At 68.3% G+C, this 25,731-nt stretch carries 23 protein-coding genes; 6 read left to right on the forward strand and 17 right to left on the reverse strand.

What is annotated here, in order from left to right; genetic code table 11:
- Genes nadC through LFT45_RS13885 form a run of 4 tightly spaced genes read right to left on the reverse strand, consistent with a single transcriptional unit; the run spans window position 1 to window position 4,660 of the window.
- A complete protein-coding gene (gene nadC, locus LFT45_RS13870; RefSeq protein ID WP_236803897.1) occupies window positions 1-873 on the reverse strand; it encodes a carboxylating nicotinate-nucleotide diphosphorylase in 873 nt (290 codons plus the stop codon).
- Window positions 866-2,632: an L-aspartate oxidase gene (gene nadB / locus LFT45_RS13875; RefSeq protein WP_236803899.1), complete on the reverse strand. Its 1,767-nt coding sequence runs from the start codon at window positions 2,630-2,632 to the stop codon at window positions 866-868. Before nadB ends, nadC begins: the two co-directional genes overlap by 8 nt.
- Before the next feature lie 10 nt (window positions 2,633-2,642).
- Window positions 2,643-3,953, reverse strand: coding sequence for a quinolinate synthase NadA (gene nadA / locus LFT45_RS13880; protein WP_236803901.1), 1,311 nt, complete (start codon window positions 3,951-3,953; stop codon window positions 2,643-2,645).
- On the reverse strand, window positions 3,950-4,660 hold the full coding sequence (locus tag LFT45_RS13885; RefSeq protein ID WP_236809353.1) for an NUDIX hydrolase: 711 nt from the start codon (window positions 4,658-4,660) through the stop codon (window positions 3,950-3,952). Before LFT45_RS13885 ends, nadA begins: the two co-directional genes overlap by 4 nt.
- 186 nt (window positions 4,661-4,846) lie before the next feature.
- Between LFT45_RS13885 and LFT45_RS13890 the strand changes: the two genes are divergently transcribed.
- The 3 genes from LFT45_RS13890 (at window position 4,847) to LFT45_RS13900 (ending at window position 7,907) form a co-directional block, all read left to right on the forward strand.
- The gene (locus LFT45_RS13890; protein WP_236803903.1) at window positions 4,847-6,229 is read left to right on the forward strand and encodes an amino acid permease; all 1,383 of its coding nucleotides are present in this window, start codon (window positions 4,847-4,849) and stop codon (window positions 6,227-6,229) included.
- 121 nt (window positions 6,230-6,350) lie between these two features.
- A complete protein-coding gene (locus LFT45_RS13895; RefSeq protein ID WP_236803905.1) occupies window positions 6,351-7,178 on the forward strand; it encodes an alpha/beta fold hydrolase in 828 nt (275 codons plus the stop codon).
- A gap of 75 nt (window positions 7,179-7,253) precedes the next feature.
- Window positions 7,254-7,907 (forward strand): phosphoribosyltransferase, encoded by a 654-nt coding sequence (locus LFT45_RS13900; RefSeq protein WP_236803907.1) that lies wholly within the window; start codon window positions 7,254-7,256, stop codon window positions 7,905-7,907.
- On the opposite strand, the gene LFT45_RS13905 is transcribed toward LFT45_RS13900, so the two are convergent.
- Window positions 7,904-9,235: an MFS transporter gene (locus LFT45_RS13905; RefSeq protein WP_236803908.1), complete on the reverse strand. Its 1,332-nt coding sequence runs from the start codon at window positions 9,233-9,235 to the stop codon at window positions 7,904-7,906. The genes LFT45_RS13900 and LFT45_RS13905 overlap by 4 nt on opposite strands.
- A gap of 251 nt (window positions 9,236-9,486) precedes the next feature.
- Here LFT45_RS13905 and LFT45_RS13910 point away from each other — a divergent pair, with 251 nt between their 5' ends.
- Window positions 9,487-10,221, forward strand: coding sequence for an IclR family transcriptional regulator (locus LFT45_RS13910; RefSeq protein WP_236803910.1), 735 nt, complete (start codon window positions 9,487-9,489; stop codon window positions 10,219-10,221).
- On the opposite strand, the gene LFT45_RS13915 is transcribed toward LFT45_RS13910, so the two are convergent.
- From LFT45_RS13915 to LFT45_RS13930, 4 genes are all read right to left on the reverse strand, one after another.
- Window positions 10,209-11,588, reverse strand: coding sequence for an MFS transporter (locus LFT45_RS13915; protein WP_236803912.1), 1,380 nt, complete (start codon window positions 11,586-11,588; stop codon window positions 10,209-10,211). The genes LFT45_RS13910 and LFT45_RS13915 overlap by 13 nt on opposite strands.
- Before the next feature lie 110 nt (window positions 11,589-11,698).
- Window positions 11,699-14,824, reverse strand: a complete 3,126-nt coding sequence (locus tag LFT45_RS13920) for an AAA family ATPase (protein WP_236803914.1) — start codon at window positions 14,822-14,824, stop codon at window positions 11,699-11,701.
- On the reverse strand, window positions 14,821-15,993 hold the full coding sequence (locus tag LFT45_RS13925; RefSeq protein WP_236803916.1) for an exonuclease SbcCD subunit D: 1,173 nt from the start codon (window positions 15,991-15,993) through the stop codon (window positions 14,821-14,823). Before LFT45_RS13925 ends, LFT45_RS13920 begins: the two co-directional genes overlap by 4 nt.
- 55 nt (window positions 15,994-16,048) lie before the next feature.
- Window positions 16,049-17,011 (reverse strand): MIP/aquaporin family protein, encoded by a 963-nt coding sequence (locus LFT45_RS13930; RefSeq protein ID WP_236803917.1) that lies wholly within the window; start codon window positions 17,009-17,011, stop codon window positions 16,049-16,051.
- A 232-nt stretch (window positions 17,012-17,243) separates the two neighbouring features.
- On the opposite strand from LFT45_RS13930, the gene LFT45_RS13935 reads away from it, so the two are divergent.
- Window positions 17,244-18,338 carry an ADP-ribosylglycohydrolase family protein gene (locus tag LFT45_RS13935; protein WP_236803919.1) on the forward strand — a complete coding sequence of 365 codons (1,095 nt, stop codon included), beginning with the start codon at window positions 17,244-17,246 and terminating at the stop codon, window positions 18,336-18,338.
- Here LFT45_RS13935 and LFT45_RS13940 read toward each other — a convergent pair.
- A complete protein-coding gene (locus tag LFT45_RS13940; protein WP_236803921.1) occupies window positions 18,325-18,858 on the reverse strand; it encodes a DUF4395 domain-containing protein in 534 nt (177 codons plus the stop codon). The two genes, LFT45_RS13935 and LFT45_RS13940, sit on opposite strands and share 14 nt — an antisense overlap.
- 395 nt (window positions 18,859-19,253) lie before the next feature.
- Window positions 19,254-20,279, reverse strand: coding sequence for an exonuclease domain-containing protein (locus LFT45_RS13945; RefSeq protein ID WP_236803922.1), 1,026 nt, complete (start codon window positions 20,277-20,279; stop codon window positions 19,254-19,256).
- A 68-nt stretch (window positions 20,280-20,347) separates the two neighbouring features.
- Here LFT45_RS13945 and LFT45_RS13950 point away from each other — a divergent pair, with 68 nt between their 5' ends.
- The gene (locus LFT45_RS13950; RefSeq protein WP_236809355.1) at window positions 20,348-21,121 is read left to right on the forward strand and encodes a VTT domain-containing protein; all 774 of its coding nucleotides are present in this window, start codon (window positions 20,348-20,350) and stop codon (window positions 21,119-21,121) included.
- 66 nt (window positions 21,122-21,187) lie between these two features.
- On the opposite strand, the gene rdgB is transcribed toward LFT45_RS13950, so the two are convergent.
- The 6 genes from rdgB to clpS all read right to left on the reverse strand — a co-directional run bounded on the left by rdgB (window position 21,188) and on the right by clpS (window position 25,584).
- On the reverse strand, window positions 21,188-21,862 hold the full coding sequence (gene rdgB, locus LFT45_RS13955; RefSeq protein WP_236803924.1) for an RdgB/HAM1 family non-canonical purine NTP pyrophosphatase: 675 nt from the start codon (window positions 21,860-21,862) through the stop codon (window positions 21,188-21,190).
- The gene (rph, locus tag LFT45_RS13960) at window positions 21,859-22,617 is read right to left on the reverse strand and encodes a ribonuclease PH (RefSeq protein ID WP_078026682.1); all 759 of its coding nucleotides are present in this window, start codon (window positions 22,615-22,617) and stop codon (window positions 21,859-21,861) included. Before rph ends, rdgB begins: the two co-directional genes overlap by 4 nt.
- 69 nt (window positions 22,618-22,686) lie before the next feature.
- Window positions 22,687-23,484 carry an MBL fold metallo-hydrolase gene (locus tag LFT45_RS13965; protein WP_236803926.1) on the reverse strand — a complete coding sequence of 266 codons (798 nt, stop codon included), beginning with the start codon at window positions 23,482-23,484 and terminating at the stop codon, window positions 22,687-22,689.
- Window positions 23,481-24,506 carry a glutamate racemase gene (gene murI / locus LFT45_RS13970; RefSeq protein WP_442863559.1) on the reverse strand — a complete coding sequence of 342 codons (1,026 nt, stop codon included), beginning with the start codon at window positions 24,504-24,506 and terminating at the stop codon, window positions 23,481-23,483. The genes LFT45_RS13965 and murI overlap by 4 nt, the downstream gene beginning before the upstream one ends.
- A gap of 141 nt (window positions 24,507-24,647) precedes the next feature.
- Window positions 24,648-25,214: a DUF2017 domain-containing protein gene (locus LFT45_RS13975; protein ID WP_236803929.1), complete on the reverse strand. Its 567-nt coding sequence runs from the start codon at window positions 25,212-25,214 to the stop codon at window positions 24,648-24,650.
- On the reverse strand, window positions 25,207-25,584 hold the full coding sequence (gene clpS, locus LFT45_RS13980; RefSeq protein WP_102972085.1) for an ATP-dependent Clp protease adapter ClpS: 378 nt from the start codon (window positions 25,582-25,584) through the stop codon (window positions 25,207-25,209). Before clpS ends, LFT45_RS13975 begins: the two co-directional genes overlap by 8 nt.
- Window positions 25,585-25,731: the final 147 nt, after the last annotated feature.

Here is a 25,731-nt window from a genome sequence, read left to right on the forward strand (position 1 = left end):
TCACCCCACTGTCAGTTCGACGTCCAGGCCGAGGTCCAGGGCCGTGACGCTGTGCGTCAGGGCGCCGACCGAGATGACGTCCACGCCGGCGGCGGCGATGTCCGCCACGGTGCGGAGGTTGACGTTGCCGCTGGCCTCGACAATGGCCCTCCCGGCCACCTGCCGGACGCCGGCACGGAGTTCCTCCGGGCTGAAGTTGTCCAGCATGATGGTGTCCACGCCCGCGGCCAGGACGGGTTCGATCTGCTCAGCGCTGTCCACCTCCACCTCGAAATGCGTGGTGTGGCCGAGCTGGGCCTTCGCGTCGGCGAGCAGCGCGGTCAGCCTTGCCGGGTCTCCCCCTGTCATGACGGCCAGGTGGTTGTCCTTGGCCAGGACGGCGTCGGACAGGCTGTAGCGGTGGTTGGCGCCGCCGCCGCAGCGGACGGCGTACCGTTCCAGCACCCGCAGGCCGGGGGTGGTCTTGCGGGTGTCCGTGATGCGGGCCTTGGTGCCGGCAGCCAGTGCCACGAATTCGGCTGTCTTGGTGGCGATGGCACTCATTCGCTGCGCCAGGTTCAGGCCCACCCGCTCGGCCAGCAGCACGCTGCGCGCCCGGCCGGTGACCCGTGCCAGCTTTGTCCCTGCGGCGAAGGTTTCGCCGTCGGCCACGAGCAGCTCCACCTGCGTGTCCGGGTCCACCATCAGCATGGCGTCGCGGAACACGCTGCCGCCACTGAAGACGCCCGGGACGCGGGCGTTGAGCACCGCGGTGGCGCTGGCCTCGGCTGGGATCAGCAGCTGCGAGGTGATGTCACCGCTGGGCGCATCCTCCGCGAAGGCCCGCTCCAGGATCTCGCGGACGGGTGCTGCAGGGAGGGTCAGGCTAGTCATGGACAAGGCTCGCTTTCGGGCTCATTCTGAATTCTTCGTCAAGGTCGCCGACTGGAAGATCTGCCGGCTGGCTGTCATCCCGGTAATGCGCGCCGAGCGACACCTGCCGCTCTCGCGCCGCGTGGACCAGCAACTGCGCGGCGAGCAGCAGGTTGGCGTCCTCGTGGGTCCGCGGGTCTACCGACTGCGGCACCGCTTCAGGACGCACGACGGCGGCCCACGCCCCAAGCGCTGCCCCCGCCTCCCGCAGAAGCTCCCCACTGCGCAACACCCCGGCCTTGGCAGTCATCAGCCGCCGCAGGGCGTCCCGAGAGAACTCGCCGGGAACCGCGGACACATCACGTTCAGGACCATCTCCCCGCTTTTTCCCGGGGTAGGGCGGAGCGTTTTGGTCGTCCGCCACGAAGTCGCGGGACAGTGCAACGGAAGCGTGCGTCAAGGGGAGGCCGCTAGCGGCTGAGCTAGCACGCGGAGTAGTGCTGTCTTGCGACGGTTCCGCCAGGAATGCTTCTACAGCCCGCCGGCCGAACACCAGTCCCTCGAGAAGCGAGTTACTGGCAAGCCGGTTGGCGCCCTGGACGCCGGTGCAGGCTACTTCTCCGGCGGCATACAGCCCGGGGACGGTGGTGCGGCCGTGCAGGTCGGTGGAGACGCCGCCCATCCAGTAGTGCGCGGCCGGTGCGACGGGAACGGGCTCCCGGGTCCAGTCGATGCCGGCTTCGCGGGTGCCCCGTGTGATGGTCGGGAAGCGGCGCTTGAGGAACCCTGCTCCCCTGGCGTCTTCGAGAACCCGGGCGTCCAGGTAAACGTGGCCGCTGGGGTTACCGAGCGCGGCAAGGTGCAGGGCAATGCTACGGGAAACGACGTCGCGCGGGGCGAGTTCGGCGTCGGGGTGGTACCCATGCAGGAAGCGGTGGCCGTGTGTGTCCACGAGGACGGCACCCTCACCGCGGACGGCCTCGGAAATCAGCAGCGGGTCCTGGCCGCCGTCGGACTTTGCTCCCTTGTCCTGGCGGACGAGGCAGGTGGGGTGGAACTGGAAGAACTCCAGGTCTGCCACGGCGGCACCGGCGCGCCAGGCGAGGGCCAGTCCGTCCGCGGTGGCAACGGATGGGTTCGTGGTCTGGGCGAACAGCTGACCCGCCCCGCCGGTGGCCAGCAGCACCGCGTCGGCCTGGATGCTGCCGGGCCGGCCGTCCTGCAGGAACTCAACGCCGGTGACCCGCCGGCCCTGCTGGAGGAGGGCTGTGACGCTGGCGTGGCCCAGCAGCCGGATCCTGCCAGTGGCCTGCGCGGCCAGCACGGCGCAGATCAGGGCGTTGGCGATGCCCGCGCCGGTGGCGTCGCCGCCGGCGTGCAGGATCCGCGGCGCGGAGTGGGCCGCCTCGAGCCCCAGGGCGGGGTCGCCGTCGTCGTCCAGGTCAAAGCGGACGCCGAAGCGTCCGAGCCCGGCGATGTCCCGGCGCGCCTCGGTGCACAGCACCCGGACAGCCGCCGCGTTGCAGTGCCCGGCGCCAGCCCTCAGCGTGTCCGCGATGTGGGCGGCGACGGTGTCGCCGGGCGACGGCTCGTCCAGGACGGCGGAAATGCCGCCCTGGGCGAAGTACGTATTGCTGTCCGCGAGCGCGCCCTTGGTCAGCAGCACCACATCGGCGCCTGCCTCCGCCGCGAGCAGCGCGGCGTAGAGGCCGGCGATGCCGCTGCCGACGACGGCGAGCCGCTGCCGGCCGGCGGTGCCGTTTTCGCTGGGGATGGTCATTGCGGGCTCCCTATTGGGGCTTGGAAGCGAGCATGCGCTCGAGCGCGGTCCTCGCGTCCTGCTGCACGTCGTCGTCCACGGTGATGCGGTTGACAACGCGGCCGGCGACAAGTTCTTCGAGCACCCAGGCCAGGTAGCCGGGGTGGATCCGGTACATGGTGCTGCAGGGGCAGATCACGGGGTCCAGGCAGAAGATGGTGTGCTGCGGGTACTGGGCCGCCAGCCGGTTCACCATGTTGATCTCGGTGCCGATCGCGAACACCGAGGGCTCGGTGGCCGCCGCGATGGCCTTCTGGATGAAGTCAGTGGACCCGGCGGAATCGGCCGCGTCCACCACCTCCATGGGGCATTCCGGGTGCACGATGACGTTGACGCCCGGGAAGTCGGCGCGTGCCTTCTCGATCTGGGCCACGCTGAAGCGCTTGTGGACCGAGCAGAATCCATGCCAGAGGATCACGCGGGAGTCCAGCAGGGCCTGCTCGTCGTTGCCGCCAAGTTCCTTGCGCGGGTTCCACATGGGCATCTGCTCGAGCGGAACGCCCAGCGCCTTGGCCGTGTTCCGGCCGAGGTGCTGGTCCGGGAAGAACAGGACGCGCTGGCCGCGCTCGAAGGCCCACTCGAGGACCGACTTGGCGTTGGAGGACGTGCAGACGATGCCGCCGTTCCGGCCACAGAAAGCCTTCAGCGCCGCGGAGGAATTCATATAGGTGACCGGGATGACCGGAACTCGGCCTTCTGCGTCGGGCTCGGTGCCGAAAATCTCCTCGAGCTGCTCCCAGCAGTCCTCCACGGAGTCGGCGTCGGCCATGTCCGCCATGGAGCATCCGGCAGCAAGGTTGGGCAGGATGACCGCCTGCTCCGGCGTGGAGAGGGTGTCAGCGGTTTCGGCCATGAAGTGCACGCCGCAGAACACGATCGCTTCGGCATCGGGCCGGGTCAGCGCGGCGTTGGCCAGCTGGAATGAATCGCCGACAAAATCGGCGTACTGGACAACCTCGTCGCGCTGGTAAAAGTGGCCCAGGATGACGGCGCGGTCCCCGAGCGTGGCCTTGGCAGCCCGGATCCGGGCATCGAGTTCAGCTTCGCCGGCAATCTTGTACTCCTCGGGAAGCTGGCCCTGGCGCGGCGTGGAGGCAGGCGCGACGTCCGCGCTGGAGGCGCCGGGACCGTAGGCGGGAACGCCGGCGAGCGTTTCCGCGAGGTCGTATTCCCAGGGACCCTTGGCAAGCGCCGGGCTGCAGGTGCCGGCGGTGCCGGCAGCCTGGGCCAGCTCGGCCTGTTCACGCGTGATCAGCTGGATGGCAGTGTTGACGCTGCTCATGGGGTGCTCCTGTTATCTGGGTCAAGGCCGGGGCGGCCGGTAAAGCGGTAAAGACGCGGCGGGCGGTGCTTGCCGCCCTGCAGGTATTCACCGGTTTCTTCGATTTCCGGCGTCGACTTGATCTGCCGGCGGAAGTTGGCGGGGTCCAGTTGCGTGTCCAGCACGGCTTCGTAGACCTCGCGGACCTGGGCGAGGGTGAAGTATTCCCCCAGGAAGTGGTAGGCGATGGAGCCGTAGGCCAGCTTGTTCCGCAGGCGCCAGAGTGCGTAGTCCACTATCCCGTTGTGGTCGAAGGCCAGGCTGCCAAGTTTGTCGGCGCGGAACCACCGGACGTTCTCGGATTCGTCCGCGAGCGCCGCTTCGGTGGGCTGGACCAGCGCCCAGTAGACGATGGACACCACGCGCTGCGTGGGCGAGCGGTGCAGGCCGCCGAAGGCGTAGAGCTGCTCGAGGTAGCTGGGCGCCAGCCCGGTTGTTTCCCTCAGGTTCCGCGAGGCGGCGTCCTGCAGGGATTCAGCGTGGGTCAGCGGACCGCCGGGCAGGGCCCAGAGCCCCTTGAAGGGCTCCCGGATCCGCCGGACCAACGGAATCCACAGGGTGGGTCGGCCTGAGGACTCGCTGGGACGGAGGGCGAAAATCACCGTGGAAATGGCGAGCGACGGCGGCGCGGACTGCCGCTCGGCCACGTTGGCTGAGGTGGTGTACACGGTAATCACCCGCTTCGCTGCGATCGGCGGGCCCGTCTGGTGCCCGCCCCAGTTAGTTATAGTCAAGTTGACTCAAACTGATTCTACGACCGGTCGTCCGGGATGCAAAATGTTTCGCCGGAAGTTGGGTGTAAATTCAAAAGGTCCCAAAAGGACCAGTTCCCCAACCCCAAGAAGGTACGCAGCATGACGACGAAGTCCACGGCGGAGCGACCCGCAGTACAGCTCCGCCACAGCATGAAGCCGAGGCAACTCACCATGATGGGCCTGGGCAGCGCCATAGGCGCCGGGCTTTTCCTGGGCTCCGGCGCCGGCGTCCAGGCGGCCGGCCCGGCGGTCTTGGTTTCCTACCTTGTGGCCGGCACGCTCATCATCCTGGTCATGTGGGCGCTCGGCGAAATGGCGGCAGCCAACCCCAACAGCGGAGCCTTCTCCGTTTACGCCGAACGCGCCATGGGCAAGACCGCTGGGGCAACAGTGGGCTGGCTCTGGTGGCTGCAGCTGGTGGTGGTCATCGCCGCCGAGGCGCTCGGCGCCGCGGGGCTGCTGTTTTCAGTTTGGCCGGTGGTTCCGGTATGGGCGCTCTCCCTGGTGTTCATGGTGGTGTTCACTGGCATCAATCTGGCCGGTGTGAAGAACTTCGGCGAGTTCGAGTTCTGGTTTGCCATCCTCAAGGTGACCGCCATCGTCCTGTTCCTGGCCATCGGCGCCGCGCTGCTGCTGGGCCTGCTGCCGGACGCGGCATCCCCGGGCCTGGCCAACGTCACCGGGGACTTCGCGCCCTCGGGCCTGGCCGGCATTGCAACCGCACTGTTCGTGGTGATCTTTGCGTTCGGCGGCACGGAGATCGTCAGTGTCGCAGCGGCTGAGACCGAAAACCCCGAGCACAGCGTCACCAAGGCCATCCGGACGGTCGTGTGGCGGATCCTCGTCTTCTACATCGGCTCCGTCTTCGTGATCGCTGCCGTTCTTCCGGCCACCTCGGAGGCCCTGTCCTCGCCGTTTGCCGGCGTCCTGGATGCCGCCCGCATCCCGGGTGCCGCCACCGCCATCACCCTGGTGGCCGTCGTCGCACTTTTGTCCGCCCTGAACGCCAACCTGTACGGGGCGTCCCGCATGGTGTTCTCACTGGCAGAGCGGGGCGAGGCTCCCGCGTTCCTGTCCCGGCTGAGCGGCGCGGGCGTGCCGATGGTCGCGGTCGGCGTCTCGGTCGCGTTCGGCTTCATCGCCACGGTCCTGGAACTGCTGTTCCCCGAGCGCATCCTGCCGGCCCTGTTCCAGCTCGTCGGGTCAACGTGTCTGGTGGTCTGGGGTTCGGCGCTGGTCTCCCAGCTCATCCTGCGCCGGCGGGCAGACCGTGACGGCACTCCCCTGCCGCTGCGGATGAGGGGCTTCCCCGGGCTCACGGTGTTCGGCCTTGTGCTGCTGGGGCTGGTGTTTGCCGTGGGTTTCAGCGCCGAGAGCAGCCGCATCCAGCTGATCAGCACGCTGCTGCTGATTGCAGGCATCGCGGCCGCCTGCTGGGCCGGTGCCCGGATCGCGGGATCCCGGCGCGCCCGGCGCTCCTAGCCGTGGATTTTCCCGCTCCGCCGGCAGGTAGAGTGGTGCCCATCCACGGCGGACCGGCGACGAAGCAGTCCCGGCGAGCCCAGTACATGATGAGGACTGAGACTTGACGAGGACTGAGGCGATGAGCGGCAGACACACCGGCGAACAGCACTCCCACACGGTCGAGGGCACTGACCCGCAGCTGTACGTCGCGGTGCACGACCCCCAGAACGACGCTGGACTCCGCCCCATCCTGCTCATCCACGGCTTCTCCGCGTCCAGCAAGCTGAACTGGGAAGACACCGGCTGGATCCCGGCGCTGCTGGAGGCCGGCCGCCGCGTCATCGCCGTCGATCTCCCCGGACACGGCCGGAGCGGCGCGCCGGAGGACATGGACTCCTACTCCCCCAGCCGGATCAGGGCGGACCTGCTGCAGATCGCGTTCGACGCCGGAGCCCGGCCTTTGCGCGACGGTGACCCCGCCAGCGGGCTGGACGTGATCGGCTACTCCCTCGGTTCCCGGCTCGGCTGGGAGTTCGGCGCCACCCAGCCGGAACTGGTCCACCGGCTCGTCCTGGGCGGCCCCAACATGGCGGACCCGCTGGCAGCCTTCGACCTCGTCGCCGCCCAGCGCTACCTGGCCGACGGCACGCCCATTGCCGACGCCTCCACTGCCGGGCTCCTCAGCATGGCGCAGGCGCTTCCGAGCAACAACATCTTCGCGCTGCTGTCCCTGGTGGAGGCCATCAAGGGTGAACCGTACGATCCGGCCGAGGCCGTGCCGCACATGCCCGTGTTGCTGGTCGCCGGCGAAAACGATGAACGCGCCGCGTCCATGCCGCAGCTTGCCGAACTGGCAGCTAAGGCTGGTTCCGTGGCCGAGCAGCTGGTGCTGCCCGGCCGCACCCACACCAACGCCATCACCAGCCGCGCTTTCAAGCAGGCTGCCATCGCGTTCCTCGGCAGTTAAGGGAACCGGCAGCTCCCACCCAAGCCGACCGGCGTAGGCTGGACTTTAGGGGCGGAGACACCGGAAGAGGAGCCCATGGGCATGGTTTTTGAGGACCGGGAAGACGCAGGACGGCAGCTTGCGGCCGCCCTGCCGCAGTTCCGCGAGCGCCTGGACACCCTGGTGCTGGGCCTGGCCCGGGGCGGCATTCCGGTGGCCGCCGCCGCGGCCGAGGTCCTGCACCTGCCGTTCGGTGCCCTGCTGGTCCGCAAGCTTGGCATACCGGGTCATGACGAGACCGCATACGGCGCGCTCGCCTACTCAGGCGGAAGGATCGTCCGCCTTCTCAACAGGCCGCTCGTGGAGCGGATCCTGGACGACGGCGTGCGGCAGGAGTGGCTCGACCAGGTGGAGCAACGGGAGCGGACCGAACTCATGCGCCGCGCCGACAGCTATCCGGCCGTGCACCCCGATGTTCACGGCAAGACGGCCCTGCTAGTGGACGACGGCTTGGCGACCGGGGCCACCATGCGGGCGGCCGTCGAGGCTGTACGGATGGCCGGCGCGGCAGCGGTAGTGGCCGCCGCGCCCGTCGGTTCGATCGAGGCAGAGAAGTCATTGTCCCGTGTGTGCGATGTCCTGTGTCTCCACCTGCCCGGAAGGTTCCGGGCAGTGGGAGCCTTTTACCGGCACTTCGAGCAACTGCGGGACGAGGACGCCATTGCCCTGCTGCACGGCGCCCGCATCTAGTGCCGGCTCACGCCGAGGGGCCGGCCCCGAGTCTCCTTCGCCAGGATCACTCCGATAGCCGAGATGACGCACAGAACCATGATGTAGATGCCGATGGAGCCGGTCCACTTGGTGGCCAGCAGGAGTGACTCGGCGATGGTGGCGGCAAACGCGCCGCCCAGGATGGCGCCGAACGCGTAGCCGATCGAAATCCCCGAGTATCGTACGTTGGCGGGGAACATCTCCGCATACATGGCCGACATGGGGCCGTAGGACAGGCCCAGGCCCACAGTCAGGACAAACAGCGCCACGCCGTAGAGCACGATGTCCTTCGTGTCGATGAGGGCGAACATTGGGATCATCCAGACGAAGACAATCGCGTAGCCGGTCAGGAAGGTCTTGACCCGGCCGATCCGGTCCGAGAGCCAGCCGCCCACCAGGGTGAAGATCAGCCACCCGAAGGATGCCAGCGTGGTGGCCAGCAGAATTTGCGGCGTGGGCATCTTCAGTGTCCTGGTGGCGTACGCGATGAAGAAGGCGATCAGGAGGTAGCCTGCCGCGTTGTTGCCGATGAAGATCAGGGTGGAGTGCAGAACCGCCTTCTTGTGATGGCGGATGAGCTCGCCGAGGGGCGCCTTGCTTTCGGCCTTGCGCGCGGCCATTTCCTTGAAGACCGGGCTTTCGCCGACTGCGCGGCGGATGATGTAACCCACCACGATCAGCACGATGGAGAGCAGGAAGGGAACGCGCCAGCCCCAGGAGGCGAAATCTTCCTTCGACATTCCGGAGTTCAGGAAGAACAGCAGCCCGGTGGCCAGAATCATGCCCACGGGAACACCGATCTGCGGGTAGGCGCCGAACAGCCCCCTTTTGTGCAGCGGCGCGTGCTCCACAGCCATGAGGGCGGCACCGCCCCATTCGCCGCCGGCGGAGAAGCCCTGGAGCACCCGGAGGAGGATCAGCAGGATTGGTGCCCACGCGCCAATTTGGGCGTAGGTCGGCAGCATGCCAATCAGGGCCGTTGCGGCGCCCATCATGATGAGGGTGAACACCAGCATTGCTTTGCGGCCCAGGCGGTCGCCCAGGTGTCCGGCAACGATGGCGCCGAGCGGCCGGAACAGGAAGCTGATGCCAATCAGGGCGAAGGAAAGGATCTGCGCCAGGCCCGGGTTGGATGCGTTGAGCGGGGCGAGGAACAGCGGGGACAGCAGGGTTGCCGTCAGCTGGGCGAAAATGAAGAAGTCGTACCATTCGATGGTGGTGCCCACCAGCGTGCCGGCGAGGACTTTGCGTTCCTCCCGCTTGCTGCTGGGGCCAACTTCTGAATCTACGGGTGAAGTTGCGGTCATTGAAACTCCGTGGCCGGGGCAGTGCTACTGCCAAGTTTGATGTGAAGCTGTTCGATTTACCGATCGAACGGTCAGTTAGTGTGAGGATACTACGAAGTGTGATCTGGCGCACCCTAGGGCCGGTTTGGTGCGCAAGCGGCTACAATGTTCCATATTTGAACACAGAAATCTCATAGAGAACGACGAGCGGCAACAGGCCATGTGAGCCCCTTTGGCCGGCCGCCCCGCTTTACCTGCCTAGGATGGACAGCATGACTCCCAACGCCGGTGCCGCAGCGCAGGTTGCGCCCGCCCAGACCTCGCCATCGCAGACGCTCTCACGGGGCATCCGCGCATTGGAAATCCTTGCCGACGCAGAGCGCCCGCTGACCATCGCCGAGCTGGCGGAGGCGATGGGCGTCCACCGTTCCGTGGCCTACCGGATCCTGCGGACCCTTGAGGATCACTCCCTTCTGGTGCGCGACGACGCCGGGCGGGTCCAGCCCGGCCCCGGCCTCGCCGTTCTGGCGCGCGGCGTTTCGCGGAACCTCCAGACCGCAGCGCTGCCGGAACTGACCCAGCTGGCCAACACACTTAACATGACGGCCTTCGTGGCGGTATGGGACCACCAGGAATGCGTGACACTCGTGACGGTGGAACCACGGCATTCGGCCGCCACAGTGGTGCAGCACCCGGGGTCCCGCCATCCGATCAGTTCCGGCGCGCCAGGCATCGCCATACAGTCCGCCCTGACCGAGCACGAGTGGAGCCAGCTGGCTCCCGCCGTGCCGTACCGCCCCGAGGCGGGAGAGGCGCGCAAGCGCGGTTACGCGGCAAGCCACGACGAAGTGATCGCGGGGGTCTCTTCGCTTGCTGCGCCGGTCCGTGTGCCCGGCGGACGCCCGGCGGCTGTCGCCGTCGTCTATATCCGCTCATCGGAGGATCCGGCCGAGGTGGCCGCTGCCCTGACGGCCAGCGCGGCCCGGATCGAAGCTCAGCTCGCCTGAGCTGAGCGCTTGCGGGAACGGACGACGGCGGAGGCCGCCGCCCCGAGAGCGAACAGCGCCGCCGCGGCGGCTGCCGAAACGAGGAAGGCGGCGTGGTGGCCCCCTTCCTGTGCCAACTGGCCGCCGAGGGAGGAACCCAGGGCCGTGCCGGCGACGATGCCGCTGGCGAGGGCCGTCATCACAGTGGACAGCCGGCCCGCGGGAGCCACGAGCCCGCCGATGGCAAACACCGTGACCATGACCGGGCCCACCGGCAGGCCCAGCGCAAGCAGTACCAGCACCATGCCCCAGCCGTCGGCTGGCAGGAACAGCAGGGCTGAGAGCCCGGCCATGGCCGCCGCCCCGGTCACCCAGCGGGCAGTTGCGGGGAAGCCGGCCGGCCAGTAGGCCACCGAGATCGCGGCCGCGGCCGAGCTGATTCCCATGACGGCGTACAGGAGACCGGCCGCCTCCGACGTTGCGAAAGCGGCGGCAAACGCGCTCAAGGCTGCCTGGGTGGAGCCGAAAAACGTGCCCATGCAGACCATGGCCAGGACCGGCAGTGCCACGCCGGCCAGGCCGGCAAAGCGGCTGCCGGCCCGGGCTTCGGCATTATTTCCGGCGGCATTTCCCCTGACTGCGCGGCTGCCGGCGCGGGTGCCGGCGGCAGCCCGCCGTGGAACAGCGGCGTGGGTACGGTGGACGGCGAAGGCGGGAACGAGTGTGAGGGTGAGCGCGGCGGCCAGGGCGAGCGGCAGCCACGGGGCGACCAAGCTTGCCAGCACGCCCACAAGGGCCGGACCGAGCACGAAGGTCAGTTCGTCGGCCGTGCTCTCATAGGACAGCGCGACATCCAGATCGGTGCTGTCCCCGGCCCGCCGACTTTCGGCTGTGAGCGCCATCCACCGGACGCGGGCCAGCGGGCCAACCTGGGGGCAGCTTAGGCCGGCCGCCAGAGCGGCCGCGATGACGCCCCGGGCGGCGCCGACGTCGTGCACGCCGGGAATCAGATACGCGGTGGCAATGACGGCAAGTACGGCCACGACGTTCAGGACGGCCGAGATCAGCAGTACCGGGCGCTGGCCGAGCCGGTCGGCCAGCCAGCCGAGGATCGGCGCACCGACGGCCGAGCCGATACCGACGGCGCCGGCAGCGGCCCCGCCTACGGCGTAGGAGCCGGTGACCGACGTGGCAAGGGTGAGGGTTCCCAGGGTCAGCATCGCAAGGGGCAGGCGGGCAAAGAGGCCCACTGGCAGGAATCCCCTGCCCGCCAGCGCCGGCAGGCGCGCGAAACGGCCACCGAACTGCGGGACGGGCGCCTGAGTGTTGGCGGACGGGGCAATGGGACGGGGGTCGGCGGGCGGTTGGGGCGCCGTTGAAGTGCTCATGTATGCGGGCTCGTTCAGTCGTGCGCATCGTCCCTCCTCCCGATGCGCTGAACCCGGTAACAGTCCCATGGTACTGGACCCCGCCCGCCGCGGGGCGGGCATCACCTGGTTCAGACCGTTACGAGCGCATCAACGATGTGCACCGTGGAGCCGTTGCGCTGCTTCACCACCTGGAGCTGGCTGCCGATGCGCTGCTTCATCTCCCCCACGTGGCTCACGAGGCCGACCACGCGGCCCCCGTCGCGGAGGCCCTCCAGTGCATCCATGACCTGCTCCAGTGCCTGCTCGTCGAGGCTGCCGAAGCCCTCGTCGACGAACAGCGTTTCAATGTCGACACCGCCGGCTTCCTGCTGCACCACGTCCGCGAGGCCAAGGGCCAGCGACAGTGAGGCCATGAACGATTCCCCGCCGGAGAGGGTCGAGGTGTCGCGGCGGCGGCCGGTCCATTCGTCCACGACTTCCAGCCCGAGCCCGGACTTGGCGTTCCGGGCTGCCCGCGCGTCCGAGTGCTGCAGGGTGTAGCGGCCGTCGCTCATGGCCACGAGCCTTTCCGACGCGGCAATGGCGACCTGTTCGAGCCTCGCCGCCAGGACGTATGCGTTAAGGCTCATTCGGTAGCTGTTGTCGCCGGAGCCGCGTGCCGCTTCGGCGAGGCCTTTCAGGAGTTCGGCGCGTTCCCGGGGCTCCCGGCCGGATTCAGCGAGTTCCCCGTACTCCGTACGGAGGCGTCCCAGCGTCTGGGCGGCCTGCCGCGCCATACCCGCCGCCAATTCGATGTCCTTTGCTGCCTCGGCGGCCTGTTCGGCTTCGGTGCGCAGCAGGACCAGGTCCGCTGGGGTGGTCGTGGAGCCGCTTTCGTCTTCCCTGGCGCTGCGTTCCCTGGCTGCGACAACGAGCTCTTCACTGGCGAACAGTTCCTCCAGCCGTACCTCCTCGTCGCGCCCGGCCTGGACGGCAGACTCCAGCCTCGCCGCTTCCGTCCCCGGCAGCAGGGCCTGGCGGGCCTCGGCGGCGGACGCGAATCCGGCCTCGGGAAGAGCGCGGTCCAGCCCGGTCCGGGCCTCTGCCAGCCGGGCGGCAGCCTGGTCCAGCTGCGACCGGGCAGCGTCTGCCTGTTCGAGAATGTCGACAAGCTGGGCGACGGCGTCGCTGCGGAGAGCGAGGCTGGCGTGGCCGGCACGAAGCGTTTCGAGCGACGATTCCAAGGCGTTGGACTGCCCCTCGATCTCGGTCAGGGCGGATTCTGTTTGCGCCAACTGCGACAGCAGGTCCACTCGCAGCTGCTCCGTGGCCTCGATGCGCTCAGCCAGTTCCTCCTGCCGGCTCCTGCTCGCTGCCAGTTCCCCTACGGCCGCAGCCGCCTCGGCAGCAGCTTCCCGGGCGGACTGGGCGGCTTCCGCCGCTTCGGCGGGATCGGTGTCGCCGTTTTGGCCGGCGAGAACGGCGACTAGCTGCCTGGCCTCGGAAAGCTCTGCTTCCAGTGCAGCCAGCGCCCTTTCGGCCGCCTCGCTGCGCTCCTTGGCCCGTTCCTCTTTCTCGGCAAGCCCCAGGACGGAGTCCCCGGCGGGAACCGGCTCGGGGTGCTCCGGGCTGCCGCAGACGGGGCAGGGCGCCCCGTGTTCCAGGCGCGAAGCCAATTCGGCCGCCGCATTGGCAAGGCGTTCTTCCCGGACGTCCAGCCATTGCCGGCGCAGTTCCTGGTGGTGTTCCCGGCCTTTGAGGTGCCGCTCGGTGACCGCAGCGCATGCGGCCGCAGCAATGCCGTAGCGCCGGACAACATCCACCAGCTCGTCGGCGGCTGCGGCTTCCTTGGTCCGCAGCACGGATTCCCCTGCCAGCTGTTCCAGCGGCTCCAGCGCTGCGCGCAGAGCCTCCACCTCGGTGCGGAGGGAAAGCAGCCTGACGGCCTGGTCATCTCCGGAACGGGTAAGTTCCTGCCGCCGCTGCCCAAGCCCGGCGGCCCGTGCGTGCAGGCCACCCAACCGGTCCTCATCGGCAAGGCGTTCACCGATCACAGCGGCCAGCGAGCGCAGCCGCGAAAGCTCTGCGGCGACGTCGACGGCGGCGTGTTGTGCGAGGGCGCTGTGTTCAATCACGGTGCCGTGTTTTGCAGTGCCGTGTTCCGCGGTGCGGTGTTCCATAACTGCCAGTTCCATAACTGGCAGTTCCGAGCTTGAGCTCACTGCCTCCCGCACGCCCGCAAAGGCGAGGTCCGCAGCTCTTTCCGCCCGTGCAAGCAAAGATTCGGCGGCGGTCACGGCCTTCAGCTGGCCGCCCAGGAGCTCGGCCTTCCGGTGCAGGTCAAGCGCGGCTCCCGCGCTGGCCAGTCCAGGCGCGGCGGCCTCTGCATCTGCCCTCCGGCGCAGGGCAGCAGCAAGCTTCAGGCGCCTGTCCTCCCTTGCCAGCCCCGCTTCGAGCCGCTCCCTGCACCCGCGGCGCTGCACCTCGGCGGAAGCCGCATCCCCGGCCAGGGCAGAGGCACGCTCGGAGGCGGCAGACTCCAGCCATGACAGCAGTTCGGGACCGCCGTCGGGTTCCGGCGCCGCGTCGGGGTCGACTTCGAGGGCCGTGGCCTCCGCCCTGGCCCTCGCCACCAGCAGGGCCAGCCTGCCCTCAAGATCGGCTACTTCACTGACAGCCCGGGCGGCCTGTAACCCAAGCTCCCGTTCCACTGCCTCGAACCGTTCGGTTCCGAAGAGCTTCTGCAGCAGGTCGAGGCGGTCCGAAGCCTTGGACCGGAGGAACGCGGCGAAGTCCCCCTGGGGGAGCAGAACCACGCGGGTGAACTGCTCCCGGTCCATGCCGAGGAGCGCGGTGATCTCCGCCCCGGCTTCGTCGTTCCGGCCGGACTTTTCCACCCACGCACCTGCCACCCGTTCACGCAGCAGCGTTTTGGCCTGCTGCGTGGTGAACCCGTTCCGTCCGCGGGTGCTGGGCTTGTCCCAGGCCGGCGTGCGGGAGACCTCAAAACGCCTGCCCCGGGCCGTGAATTCGCAGGTCACGCGGGGTTCGGCAGCCGAGTCGGCATGGTCGCTGCGCAGTCTCTTTCCGTCCTGCCGCGCGCCCGGCACGGACCCGTAGAGGGCATAGCAGATGGCATCCAGCACGCTGGTTTTGCCAGCGCCGGTGGGGCCATTGAGCAGGAACAGCCCGTGGGCGCTCAGCCGGTCGAAATCGATTTCCTCGGTTCCGGCAAACGGCCCGAACGCGGAGATCTCCAGACGATGGATCCTCACAGTGATGCCTCCTGCAGACGCACGTTCTCCAAAGCTTCGGTGAGGGCGGCCTGTTCCGCCGTGTCCGGCTCCCGGCCGCGGACGTGTTCCAGGAATCCGCAGCAGACGGCGAGGTCATCCTCCGCCTCCGCCAGCCGGCTGCTGTAGCTCGCCTGCGAGGCGGCGGGTGCGCCCTCCGGCTCGAAACCGAGGACGAGCGTATCCGGGAACCTGGCACGCAGCCGCTCCATGGCCTGCGCCGGCCGCTGGGCGTCCGTCAGGGTCACCTGGCAGTAGGCTTGCTCGGCCCAGGCGTGCTCCGAGGACTCCAGCAGCCCGTCGAGTGTCCCCCGGAGGACGGCAAGTTTCCGCGGCGCGTCCCAGAGGATCTCCTCCACGGCCGTGACCCCGGACCCGTCAACGTCAACGAGCCAGCCGCCCTTCTGGTGCTTTGCTTCGGAGAACGAGTAGGCCAGCGGCGAGCCCGAATACCGCACCTCGGTGGACAGGGACTGCCGGCCGTGCAGATGGCCAAGTGCTGTGTAGCTGAAGCCGTCAAACAGGTCCAGCGGCACGGCACCCACTCCCCCGATGCTGAGATCGCGTTCGCTGTCTGAGCTGATGCCCCCGCTGGCGAAGGTGTGTGCAAGCACAACGGAATGGACCGTCCGGGATTCGCTGCGCGTGGCGACGTCGGCCCTGACGCGTTCCGTGGCGGCCCGGGTGACTTCGAAGTGGCTGGCGGTGTCCACTCCCAGCTGTTCGGCGACCAGCCGGGGTTCGAGCCAAGGGATGCCATAGATGGCCAGTACCGGGTCGGTCCCCGTGCCGCCGAGAGGCAGCAGGACAGGGACGTCCAGCTCCTGCAGGCGGGTCCGCAGGTGAACACCGCCCTTCTCCAGAAGCCGGGAGGCGAAGCCGAGCCGGATGGCGGAGTCATGGTTTCCGCTGGTCAGCACCACCTGTGCGCCTGCCCCGGTCAGCCGGACCAGCGCATCGTCCAGGAGGTCGACCACATCGACGCCGGGCAGTGCCCTGTCGTAGACGTCGCCGGCGATCAGCACGACGTCGACGGAGAGTTCCCTGACCCGGGCTACCAGTTGATCGACAAAGGCGCGCTGGGCGTCCAGCATGCCGACGCCGTGGAAGGACCGGCCCAGGTGCCAGTCGGAAGTGTGCAATAACCGCATATTCATAAGCTAGACGCGGGCACCGACAAAATAGCCGACCCCGCGCCTCGGCGCGTCAGGACTCCTTGCTGCGCGGCCCGTCGAAGAAGTCGCGCGCATCGTCGCCGCCTGCGCCAGGCGCTGCGGCCGCGGGCTTTTCGGCTGCTTCTCGGCCCGAGGTGCCGTCGAAGTCGTCCTCAGGGTCAGACGCGGAATCCGCGGCGTCGTCGGCGTGGCCCGCGGCGTCGTCGGCGTGGTCCGCGACGGCGGCACCGCGGCCCTGGGCGTCGGCGAACCCACGAAAAACAAGTCCTGCGATGCCGGCACCGACGATCGGGGCCACCCAGAACAGCCAGAGCTGCTCCAGCGCCCAGCTGCTGCTGAAGAGCGCCGAGGCGGTGGCCCGGGCCGGGTTGAAGGGCGCGTTGCCAAGGGCCTGGCCCAGCTGCAGCAGCACCGCAAATGCCAGCCCGACGGCGAAGGGCGCGGCGGCCGCATGGTTGTTGCGGCGGGCCGTCATGCCAAGGAACACGGCGACCAGGAGGGCTGCTCCCAGCACCTCCACGAGCAGCACGCCGGCCATCGACGTTTGGATCACGGAGTGCTCGCCGAAGCCGGCGGTGACAGTGTCGAAGGCCGTACGCGCGTCCTGGATGTTGGGCACCGTGCGAAGGATGCCGAACAAGGCGAGCGCGCCTGCCGCTGCGCCGACCAGCTGCGCGCCGACGTAGGCAGCCGCGGCGGCGATGCCGATCCTGCCGGCGACGAGGTTGCCCAGGGTGATGGCCGGGTTGAAGTGCCCGCCAGAGATGTATGCGAAGGCCAGCATCGCCGCCGTCACGGCCAGGCCTCCGGCGAGTGCTCCAGGGAGCGGATTGGACTGCGGCAGGGTGAAGAGCGGCACGCCCAGCCCGGCGACCACCAGAAAGAGTGTTCCGAACGCCTCCGCTCCGAGCCTGGACAGGAGTCCGGGCTTGAATCCGTTGCTTCCGGCGGAATGCCGGTCATCGGTCGGGGGGACGGACACAGGCGTGCTCATGGGGGAATCCTTTGGTTTCTGTCAGCGGGGAATGCGCTCGCTTCGGGAGCCGGCCCCAGCAGTCTGGCAGCAAAGTCTGGACGGTTGCTGAATCCGAGCTTATCGTCCGGCGGCCGGGCCCCCGGCATTGCGAGTGCGACATCACAGCCCAGTCGGGGGCGCAGCGGTCAACACCACAGCATCCGGAAGGCCTGAGCCGGGACAGCGCCGGCGGGAAGGTAAATTTGCCTGCATGAGCACTGTTCCCGGCACCGTTCCCTCCCCCGAGTCCCGCATCCATGGCTGCCTGCTCGGCGGCGCCCTGGGCGACTCGCTCGGCTACGCCGTCGAGTTCGATTCCATAACCGAGATTCGGCGCCGTTTCGGCGCCGCCGGGCTCCGGGATTTTTCCGCGATCGACGGCGGAGCCCACTTCTCGGACGACACCCAGATGACGCTGTACACGGTCGACGGGATAGTCGAGGCCCTGGAATGGGCCAACTCGGGTGTCGGCGCCGACGCCAACGCCTGCGTGTGGCTTGCGTACCTGCGCTGGCTGGACACGCAGGGCGTGCCCGTTCCCGAATCTGCGCCGCGGCCGCAGCCCCGCTGGATTGACGCCCAGGAAGTGCTGCGGCACCGGCGGGCGCCCGGCAACGGCTGCCTGAGCGGGCTGGCCACCGGCGAAATGGGAACGGCCGCCCGTCCGGTCAATCCCGAATCGAAGGGCTGCGGAACCGTGATGCGTTCCGCCCCCTTCGGGCTGGTTCCGCACATTCCCGCGGACTCCGTGTACAAGTTGAGCGCCGACGCGGCCTCACTCACGCACGGGCATCCTTCGGCCCGGCAGAGCGCGGGTGTTTTCAGCCTGCTCATCCATTCGCTGGTGCAGGGCGGCAGCCTGCCGGAGGCAGCGCAGGCAGCCCTCGCCCATGTGCTGGCTGATCCGGAGGCAGCACCTGAACTCCATGAGCGGCTGGAGGCCGCAATCCGTCTCGCCGGCCAGGCCGGACCCGGTACCGTGCTCAGCCCGGAGGAACTGGTCCGTGAACTCGGTGAGGGCTGGGTGGCAGAGGAGGCTCTCGCCGTCGGACTCTATGCGGTCCTCGCGACTGCCACCCCATCAGAGGGAGATGGCGCGCCTGATCCGGCGGACCATTTCAAGGCCGCCATCGCCGTGGCCATCAACCACAGCGGCGACAGCGACTCCACCGGGTCCATCGCAGGCAACATCCTGGGCGCGTACTACGGCACGGCCTGCCTGCCCGTGGACTGGCTGGAAGCCCTTGAGGCCCCCGAGGTGATCCGAGGCATGGCCGGGCAGCTGGTTGCCGTCACGTCTGCCTGAGCGGAATGTTGTTGCAGGCCTCGCAGATATCCTCGGGAATGAGGCCTCGGCGCTGCAGCAGGCCAAAGATGGCACAGCCGAGGCAGAACCCGGCGAAGGCTTCCAGCGAGGCGGCAACGATCAGCACGGCCAGCAAAATCCACGCGGCGGGCGCCAGGCCGGCGGCCAGCAGGACGGCGGCCGCCGTGGACATCGCGGCGCCGATGCCTTGGGCGAAACGCTTGGGCGGCCCGGGCACCAGCTTGACCCGTCCCAGCCGCGGAGTGAGGACCCTGACAGAAAGCAGGGCGAGCGGTGAGATTCTCGGCCCGAACAGCACGCGCAGCCAAAAGCCGGCGGCAATGACCGCCAGGCCCCAGCCGAAGCCGGTGAGCAGCGTCGCGGCCGCCAGCAGGACCACCAGCCCGGCGGTGATGCGCGCGGCGTACTCGTTGACCGGGTTGGGAAAGGCGAAGACGGAGCCCGGCCCGTCCTGACTGCGCGGTTTGCCCGGTTTACCTGGAACGCTTAGTTTGCCCATGGGGCAAGGCTAGGGAGCGGCGGCGGCGCCGGGAAGCTTTATTGCGCCATGTGTACTCTGCGCCCCCATGCCTTTCGGGACGCTTCCTCAGATCATGTCGGTTCTCCCGCGATCCTTCCTCAGGTCCTGTCGCCTTTCTGACGACGCTCCCTGAGATCCTGTCGCTCTTGGTGCGACCCTTCCTCACTTGAAGCCGGGCCTGGGCCATGTCGGGTTGCCCGTGTGTTCCGCCGAGATGAGGACGCGTTTGAAGAATGCCTTCAAGATGTGAGGGAGCGTTTGAAGAAAGCCTGCAAGAGGTGAGGACACGTCGGAAGAAACCCGACGGGATGTGAGGGAGCGTTTGGGGGAAAACCCGCGAGAGGTGAGGAAGGGTCAGTGGGCGGCGCGTAGCTTTATTGCGCCATGTATTCAGAGGCGCCGTGAACAGGCGCGCCGCCCACCATCTGCAGGAACTCCCCTTCGGAGATCACCTCGATGGCCTGGCCGCGGTCGTGCAGCTCCAGCACCCGTTTGGCTTTCCCGGTGAGCCGGCCGGAGCGCAGGTCGCCGGCCACGAAGCCGTCGCCCACCACGAGGACGCTGGTCCGAGCCGTGACCCGGCTTTCCGGGCGCGCCCCCAGTTCCGCCGACCGGGTCTTCGCCTCGGGCCGCGGCATCCCGAGCTGGCCGGTGAACACGACAGTTTGGCCAAACAGCGGGTTCCCGGGTTCGGCGTCGGGATTGGGCTCGGGATTTGGCCCTTCCTCGGGCCACCCGCTGCGGAACGGCCGGACCACCCGGTCAGCACCGCCGCCCGCGGCGGCGAGGGCTGAGACGGTCGCCTTGGAAAGCTCACCGCTGGACGGATCGAACGCTGCCTGTTGCGGTATGGACAGCCCCAGCGAAAGGTAGAGCTCGGCGATACTGTTGGCCCGGTTGCGCCCCGCGATGTCGATGAGGATGCCGGCGCACGCCCGGGCGTCCTCGGCGGCATCGTGGTGGTTCACGAGCGGCACGCCCGCTTCCTCGGCGGCAAAGGGCAGGGAATTCGAAACCAGGGAGTAACAGCGCCGGGAGAGCATCACGGTGCACACATAGTCGTAGGCGGGGCCGGGAAGCCCCGAGACTTCCAGCCCGGAGCGGATCACGCCGAGGTCGAAGGCGGCGTTGTGGGCCGCGAGGATGTCACCGCCGATGAATGCGCCGATCTCCGGGAACAGCTCCCCAAAGCGGGGCCGGCCGGCCACCTGCTCCGGCCTGATGCCGTGGACGCGGACGTTGTGGTAGTCGAACGAGTCGTGGTTTTCCGGCGGCCGCATGAGCCACGAGGCTTCCTCGACGATGACGCCGCTGCGGACCTTGGTGAGGCCAACGGCGCACGGCGAACCGCGGAAGCCATTGGCGGTCTCGAAGTCGATCGCCGTAAAGTCCAAACCCACGGGGACAACTGTAGCCCGGCAGGGGCGCTGAGCCCGTCAAGTACCCTTGAAACGTGAACTTTAATGCATTGAGCGACTTTGCCGTGCCCGCGCTGGGTGGCGCCGGCCCCGTCCAGCCGCATCTGGCATCATTCCTGCCCGATTGGCTCAACCCCCAGATATTCCTGGCCGACCCGGCCCTTGCCCCGTGGGTTGTTCTGTTGGTGTGCGGGATCATCTTCGCCGAAACCGGGCTGCTGATCGGGTTCTTCCTGCCCGGCGATTCCATGCTGTTCACCGCGGGCCTGCTCGTGGCGACGGACACGATCAAATTCAATATCTGGCTCTTCGCCGCGCTGATCATCGTGTCCGCCATCATCGGCAACCAGACGGGCTATCTCATCGGGTCCAAGGCGGGCCCCGCCATCTTCAACAAGCCGGACTCCAGGCTTTTCAAGCACGAGAACGTTGACAGTGCTCACAAGTTCTTCGAAAAGCACGGCGGCAAGGCCCTGATCCTGGCACGCTTTGTGCCCATCATCCGTACCTTCGTCCCCGTCATCGTCGGCGTTGCCCAGATGGACAAGCGCAAGTTCTTCCTCTTCAACGTCATCGGCGCCCTCCTCTGGGGCGGCGGCGTGACGCTTCTCGGCTACGTGCTGGGCGACAAGATCCCGTGGGTGCGGGAAAACCTGGACATCATCTTCATCGTGATCGTCCTGCTCTCGGTGATTCCTGTCGGCATTGAAGTTCTGCGCGGCATGACCGCTAAGCGCGAGGCCGCGGCCTTCGGGACGGACCCGGTGGAGGAGTTCATCGAGGAGCACGAGCCTGAGGCCGAGCGCAAGACCAACCTCGACTGACCTCGCGGAAACAGCAAAGGCACCTCACGCGCGTGAGGTGCCTTTGCTGTTTGTGCAGTCAGCGATTTACCGCAGGGCCTCGACGATCGAGGGAAGCAGTGCCCGGAACGCCAGGCCCCGGTGGCTGATGGCGTTTTTCTCCTCCGGGCTGAGCTCGGCGCAGCTCCGGTCCAGGCCCGCGGGTTCCAGGACGGGGTCATAGCCGAACCCGCCTTCGCCGCGCGGCTCACGCAGCAGCGTGCCGGCCAGCTGCCCGTACTCCACCACTTCCCGGGCCCCGTCCGCGGATGCGGACGCCGGCACGGCGAGCGCCGCGGCGCACACGAAGGCGGCGCCGCGGTGACCGTCCGGCACGTCCGCCAGCTGGGCCAGCAGGAGGTGCAGGTTGGCGTCGTCGTCACCGTGCCGGCCGGCCCAGCGCGCGGAGAAAATTCCCGGCGCGCCGCCCAGGACATCCACTGACAGCCCGGAGTCGTCGGCGATGGCCACCAGCCCCGTCGCTTCGGCCACCGCCCGCGCCTTCAGCAGCGAGTTTTCCGCAAAGGTCACCCCGGTTTCCGCGACGTCGGGGGCTCCGACGGCGGCCGCGTCCACCACCTGCGTGTCGACGTCGAGCCCAGGGATCTGCCCGCGCAGCAGCTCACGCAGCTCCCGCAGTTTCCCGGCGTTGCGCGTGGCCAGCACCAGCCGGGGTGCCGCTTGAGTTTCGGGCACGCCGCTGACGGCGCTGTCGCCGCTCACGGAGCTTCGGCCAGGGTCTCGCGCTGGATCGCGGCCAGCTGTTCCGTCCCCAGCAGTGCCAGGTCCAGCAGCTTGTTGAGCTCGTCGCGGTCGAAGGGGGCGCCCTCGGCCGTGCCCTGGACCTCCACGAACTTGCCGGAGCCGGTCACCACGACGTTCATGTCGGTTTCGGCCCGCACATCCTCGATGTACGGCAGGTCCAGCATTGGAATACCGTCGATGATTCCCACGGACACGGCGGCGATGGTGTCAACCAGCGGCTGGGCGTTACGGGCGATCATCTTGTTCTCGCGGGCAAAACGGATGGCCTCGGCGAGCGCCACGTAGGCGCCGGTGATGGCCGCCGTCCTTGTGCCGCCGTCGGCCTGCAGGACATCGCAGTCCAGCACGATGGTGTTCTCCCCCAGGGCTTTGGTGTCGATGATCGACCGCAGCGAGCGCCCGATCAGGCGGGAGATCTCGTGGGTGCGGCCGCCGATCTTGCCCTTGACGGACTCGCGGTCCGAGCGGGTGTTCGTGGCACGCGGGAGCATGGCGTACTCGGCGGTCACCCAGCCCCGGCCTTCGCCCTTGAGCCAGCGCGGAACACCTTCAGTGAGGGAAGCGGTGCACAGGACCCGGGTGTTGCCGAACTCGATGAGGGCCGATCCCTCGGCCTGCTTGGACCAGCCGCGGGTGATGCTGATGGGCCGGAGCTGGTCCGGGGTGCGGCCGTCGGCACGGATGACGGGGGCAGTGGTTGCTTCGGAAGTCATGCCTTTAGCTTATCGAGGCTGCAGGCGCGACGGTGCCACGTCCGACGGTGCCCCAGCAGCAAGCCGGGCTCAGACGGTGTAGTGCACGCCCGCCACGGCCACGGCCACGTCACCGGCGAAGGCGGGACGTGCCTCGGCCATAACCTTGGTCTGCGACGTCCACACCGGAATGTGGGTCAGGAGAAGGCGGCGGGCACCGGCGGCGGTGGCTGCCTCGGCGGCCCGTTTGCCCGTCAGGTGGACGTCCTTGATGCCGTCGTCGCGGCCTTCCTCGAAGGCCGCCTCGCAGAGGAAGAGGTCGGCGTCCTTGGCCGCCTCCTCCAGCCCGCGGCACGAGTCGGTATCACCTGAATAGGTCAGCACGCGGGTCACGTCGTTCCCGGCGGCGTCCGGTTCGGTCACCTCCACGCGCAGCGCGTAGGCCTCCTCCACCGGGTGGTTCACGGCGAAGGGCGTGACAGTGAAGGGGCCGACGGTGACGGACTGGCGCTCGGTCCAGTTCGTGAAGTCGAACTCCTCGTGCATCCCCGGATCCAGGTCCAGCCCGTAGGCAGTTGCCATCCTGTCGGCGGTGGCGGCGGGGCCCCAGACGGGTATCCTGCCCCGGTCCCAGCCGCCGGGCTTCCAACGGACCGCCACGTGCAGGCCGCAGAGGTCCATGCAGTGGTCGGGGTGCAGGTGGGTGAGGAAAATCGCGTCGATGTCCTCGAGGTCCGTGTACCGCTGGATGGCGCCCAGGGCGCCGCTGCCGAGGTCCATGACCATTTTCCACACCCGTCCGCCGTCGTTGGCGGTCAGCAGGTAGCAGGACGCGGGCGATCCGGGGCCGGGAAATGAGCCCGTGCAGCCGACGATGGTGAGCTTCACTGGAACGACCCCCCGGTGGCTGCCCCGCTGCCAGCGGCCTGCCCAACGAAGTTGGAGATGCGCGGGCGGGCGGCCGCGTTCCGCGCGGCTGCGATCATTTCGGGGGTGATCCGGGCCAGGCTGCCCGTGGGGTACTGTGCCGCGACATGGTCCACGTGCTTGACGCTCAGCACCTCCGGCCCCAGGAACCTGCGGGCAAGGGCTTCGAACTGGCCCGGATCGCCGGTGGCGATGAAGCTGTGCTCCGGCGGCGCCGGGTCCGTCCGTTCGAGGCCGTTGCTGGCCAGCGCCCGGTAGACGTCCTTGGCGGTTTCCTCGGCGCTGGAGACCAGCGTGACGTCCTCGCCCATGACGTAGGAGATCACGCCGGTCAGGAGCGGATAGTGCGTGCAGCCCAGCACCACGGTGTCCACTCCGGCGGCTTTCAGCGGCTCAAGGTACTCACGGGCGATGTCGAGAAGTTCCGGCCCCGTGGTGATGCCGGCCTCCACGTACGGCACGAATGCAGGGCAGGCTACGGAGGTGATCGCCAGGTCAGGCGCCGCGGCGAAGGTGTCCTCGTAGGCCCGGGAGCCCACGGTGGCGGAGGTGCCGATCACGCCGACGCGACCGCTGCGGGTGGCTGCGACGGCGCGGCGCACGGCCGGCTGGATCACCTCGATGACGGGAATTCCGTAACGCGCCGTGTACCGCTCACGGGCGTCCCGCAGCACCGCGGCCGACGCCGAGTTGCAGGCGATGGTGAGCAGCTTGACGCCGGAGTCCACGAGTTCGTCCATGACGCCGAGGGCGTTGGCGCGCACCTCTGCGATGGGCAGCGGCCCGTACGGGCCGTGGGCGGTATCGCCGACGTAGAGGATGGATTCGTTCGGCAGCTGGTCGATGATTGACCGCGCCACCGTGAGGCCGCCGACACCGGAGTCGAAGACGCCGATCGGCAGCGATCCCACATTTACGCCGTCGGCCGTTGCGGACTCCGCTGCAGCTCCCGCTGCCGGATCCATGCTCGATGCTGAAGTCATGATTATTTGAGGATAGGTCTTCCCGTGAGGTGCGGCCATCACTTGTGGCGGGCGACTCGTGTCGAATTTGTCACATCCGGAGGCCGAAGCGGCTCATCGCCGAAGCCGCCCAGTGGCGGAAAAGTTCACCGCCGGAACGGCTCAGGGCCGCGTGTCCAGTGACTGCAGCATCGCCTGCACGAGGGATTCCTGCAGCCACGTGGTGAAGTTGTAAACCAGGGCGAGGTAGCTTTCCACGTCCTCGGCCTGGGACCAGTCCTGCATCTGGTGGACGTGGTCCGCGTCCGCCTCGTCCCGGATGTCGAGCCGTTCCGCGAGCACCAGCCGCACGTCATTGAGCGCGGTGGACCAGTGGCGGGCATCAGCCGGTGTCAGGACGAGCTCGTCCTTGTCCAGGCCCAGCGCGGCGGCGCGCAGCGCGCCGATCTTGCTTTCCCGCAGTGAGCGTTCGGTGAGCTGGCGGAACTCAAGCGAGGCCGCGGCGTCGTCCTTCACTGCATTGGGCAGCAGCCGGCGGAGGGCGCGGTCCGACGGTTCCCGGACCTCCATGTCAAGCCCGATCATCGCGGCGAGCGGATCCTCGGAGCCACGGTCCGTGGGCTCCAGCATGGAGATGACATCGGCGAAGAGGCTGCGGAGCAGTTCCCTCTCGGCCGGTTCCAGAAAGCCGGAGATACCCTTGAGTCCGTATTTGAAAGCCTTAGCCACGTTTTCCCTTGCCCTTGCCCGGGCCGCGCTTGCCGCCCCCGCTGTCTCCGCCGGTGGCCTTCTCCACGGTGGCCCACAGGCCAAACCCGTGCATGGCCACCGCGTGCTGCTCCACCTGTTCCTTGCTGCCGTGGGCAACGATGGAGCGGCCCTTCCGGTGGACCTCAAGCATCAGCTTGTTCGCTTTGGTCTCCGAGTAGCCGAAATAGCTCTGGAACACGTAGCTGACGTAGCTCATGAGATTGACGGGGTCATTCCAGATGACAAGGTTCCAAGGGACGTCCGGGGCGGTCAGTGCGTCGGTGGACACCGCCGTTCCGGTCTGGGTGCTCTCCTGGGTGTCAGGGCCGAGCGCAACACTTAAGGTCATCTGTCCATTCTATGGCGGTGCTGGGCCCACGCCGGCGAGGGCCCCACGGCGAAGCGAAGCGAGACGTGGGAGCCGGTGGGTGGGCCCACGCCGGCGAGGGCCCCGCGGCGAAGCGAAGCGAGACGTGGGAGCCGGTGGGTGGGCCCA

It is taken from the genome of Arthrobacter sp. FW305-BF8 (assembly GCF_021789315.1).
Classification (GTDB): domain Bacteria; phylum Actinomycetota; class Actinomycetes; order Actinomycetales; family Micrococcaceae; genus Arthrobacter.

Bases quoted from the DNA above. Each gene is read 5' to 3' on its own strand.
- nadC (WP_236803897.1), bottom strand. From the start codon at position 873: ATGACTAGCCTGACCCTCCCTGCAGCACCCGTCCGCGAGATCCTGGAG.
- nadB (WP_236803899.1), bottom strand. From the start codon at position 2,632: ATGACCATCCCCAGCGAAAACGGCACCGCCGGCCGGCAGCGGCTCGCC.
- nadA (WP_236803901.1), bottom strand. From the start codon at position 3,953: ATGAGCAGCGTCAACACTGCCATCCAGCTGATCACGCGTGAACAGGCC.
- LFT45_RS13890 (WP_236803903.1), top strand. From the start codon at position 4,847: ATGACGACGAAGTCCACGGCGGAGCGACCCGCAGTACAGCTCCGCCAC.
- LFT45_RS13895 (WP_236803905.1), top strand. From the start codon at position 6,351: ATGAGCGGCAGACACACCGGCGAACAGCACTCCCACACGGTCGAGGGC.
- LFT45_RS13900 (WP_236803907.1), top strand. From the start codon at position 7,254: ATGGGCATGGTTTTTGAGGACCGGGAAGACGCAGGACGGCAGCTTGCG.
- LFT45_RS13905 (WP_236803908.1), bottom strand. From the start codon at position 9,235: ATGACCGCAACTTCACCCGTAGATTCAGAAGTTGGCCCCAGCAGCAAG.
- LFT45_RS13910 (WP_236803910.1), top strand. From the start codon at position 9,487: ATGACTCCCAACGCCGGTGCCGCAGCGCAGGTTGCGCCCGCCCAGACC.
- LFT45_RS13915 (WP_236803912.1), bottom strand. From the start codon at position 11,588: ATGAGCACTTCAACGGCGCCCCAACCGCCCGCCGACCCCCGTCCCATT.
- LFT45_RS13925 (WP_236803916.1), bottom strand. From the start codon at position 15,993: ATGCGGTTATTGCACACTTCCGACTGGCACCTGGGCCGGTCCTTCCAC.
- LFT45_RS13930 (WP_236803917.1), bottom strand. From the start codon at position 17,011: ATGAGCACGCCTGTGTCCGTCCCCCCGACCGATGACCGGCATTCCGCC.
- LFT45_RS13935 (WP_236803919.1), top strand. From the start codon at position 17,244: ATGAGCACTGTTCCCGGCACCGTTCCCTCCCCCGAGTCCCGCATCCAT.
- LFT45_RS13940 (WP_236803921.1), bottom strand. From the start codon at position 18,858: ATGGGCAAACTAAGCGTTCCAGGTAAACCGGGCAAACCGCGCAGTCAG.
- rph (WP_078026682.1), bottom strand. From the start codon at position 22,617: ATGACTTCCGAAGCAACCACTGCCCCCGTCATCCGTGCCGACGGCCGC.
- murI (WP_442863559.1), bottom strand. From the start codon at position 24,506: ATGACTTCAGCATCGAGCATGGATCCGGCAGCGGGAGCTGCAGCGGAG.
- clpS (WP_102972085.1), bottom strand. From the start codon at position 25,584: ATGACCTTAAGTGTTGCGCTCGGCCCTGACACCCAGGAGAGCACCCAG.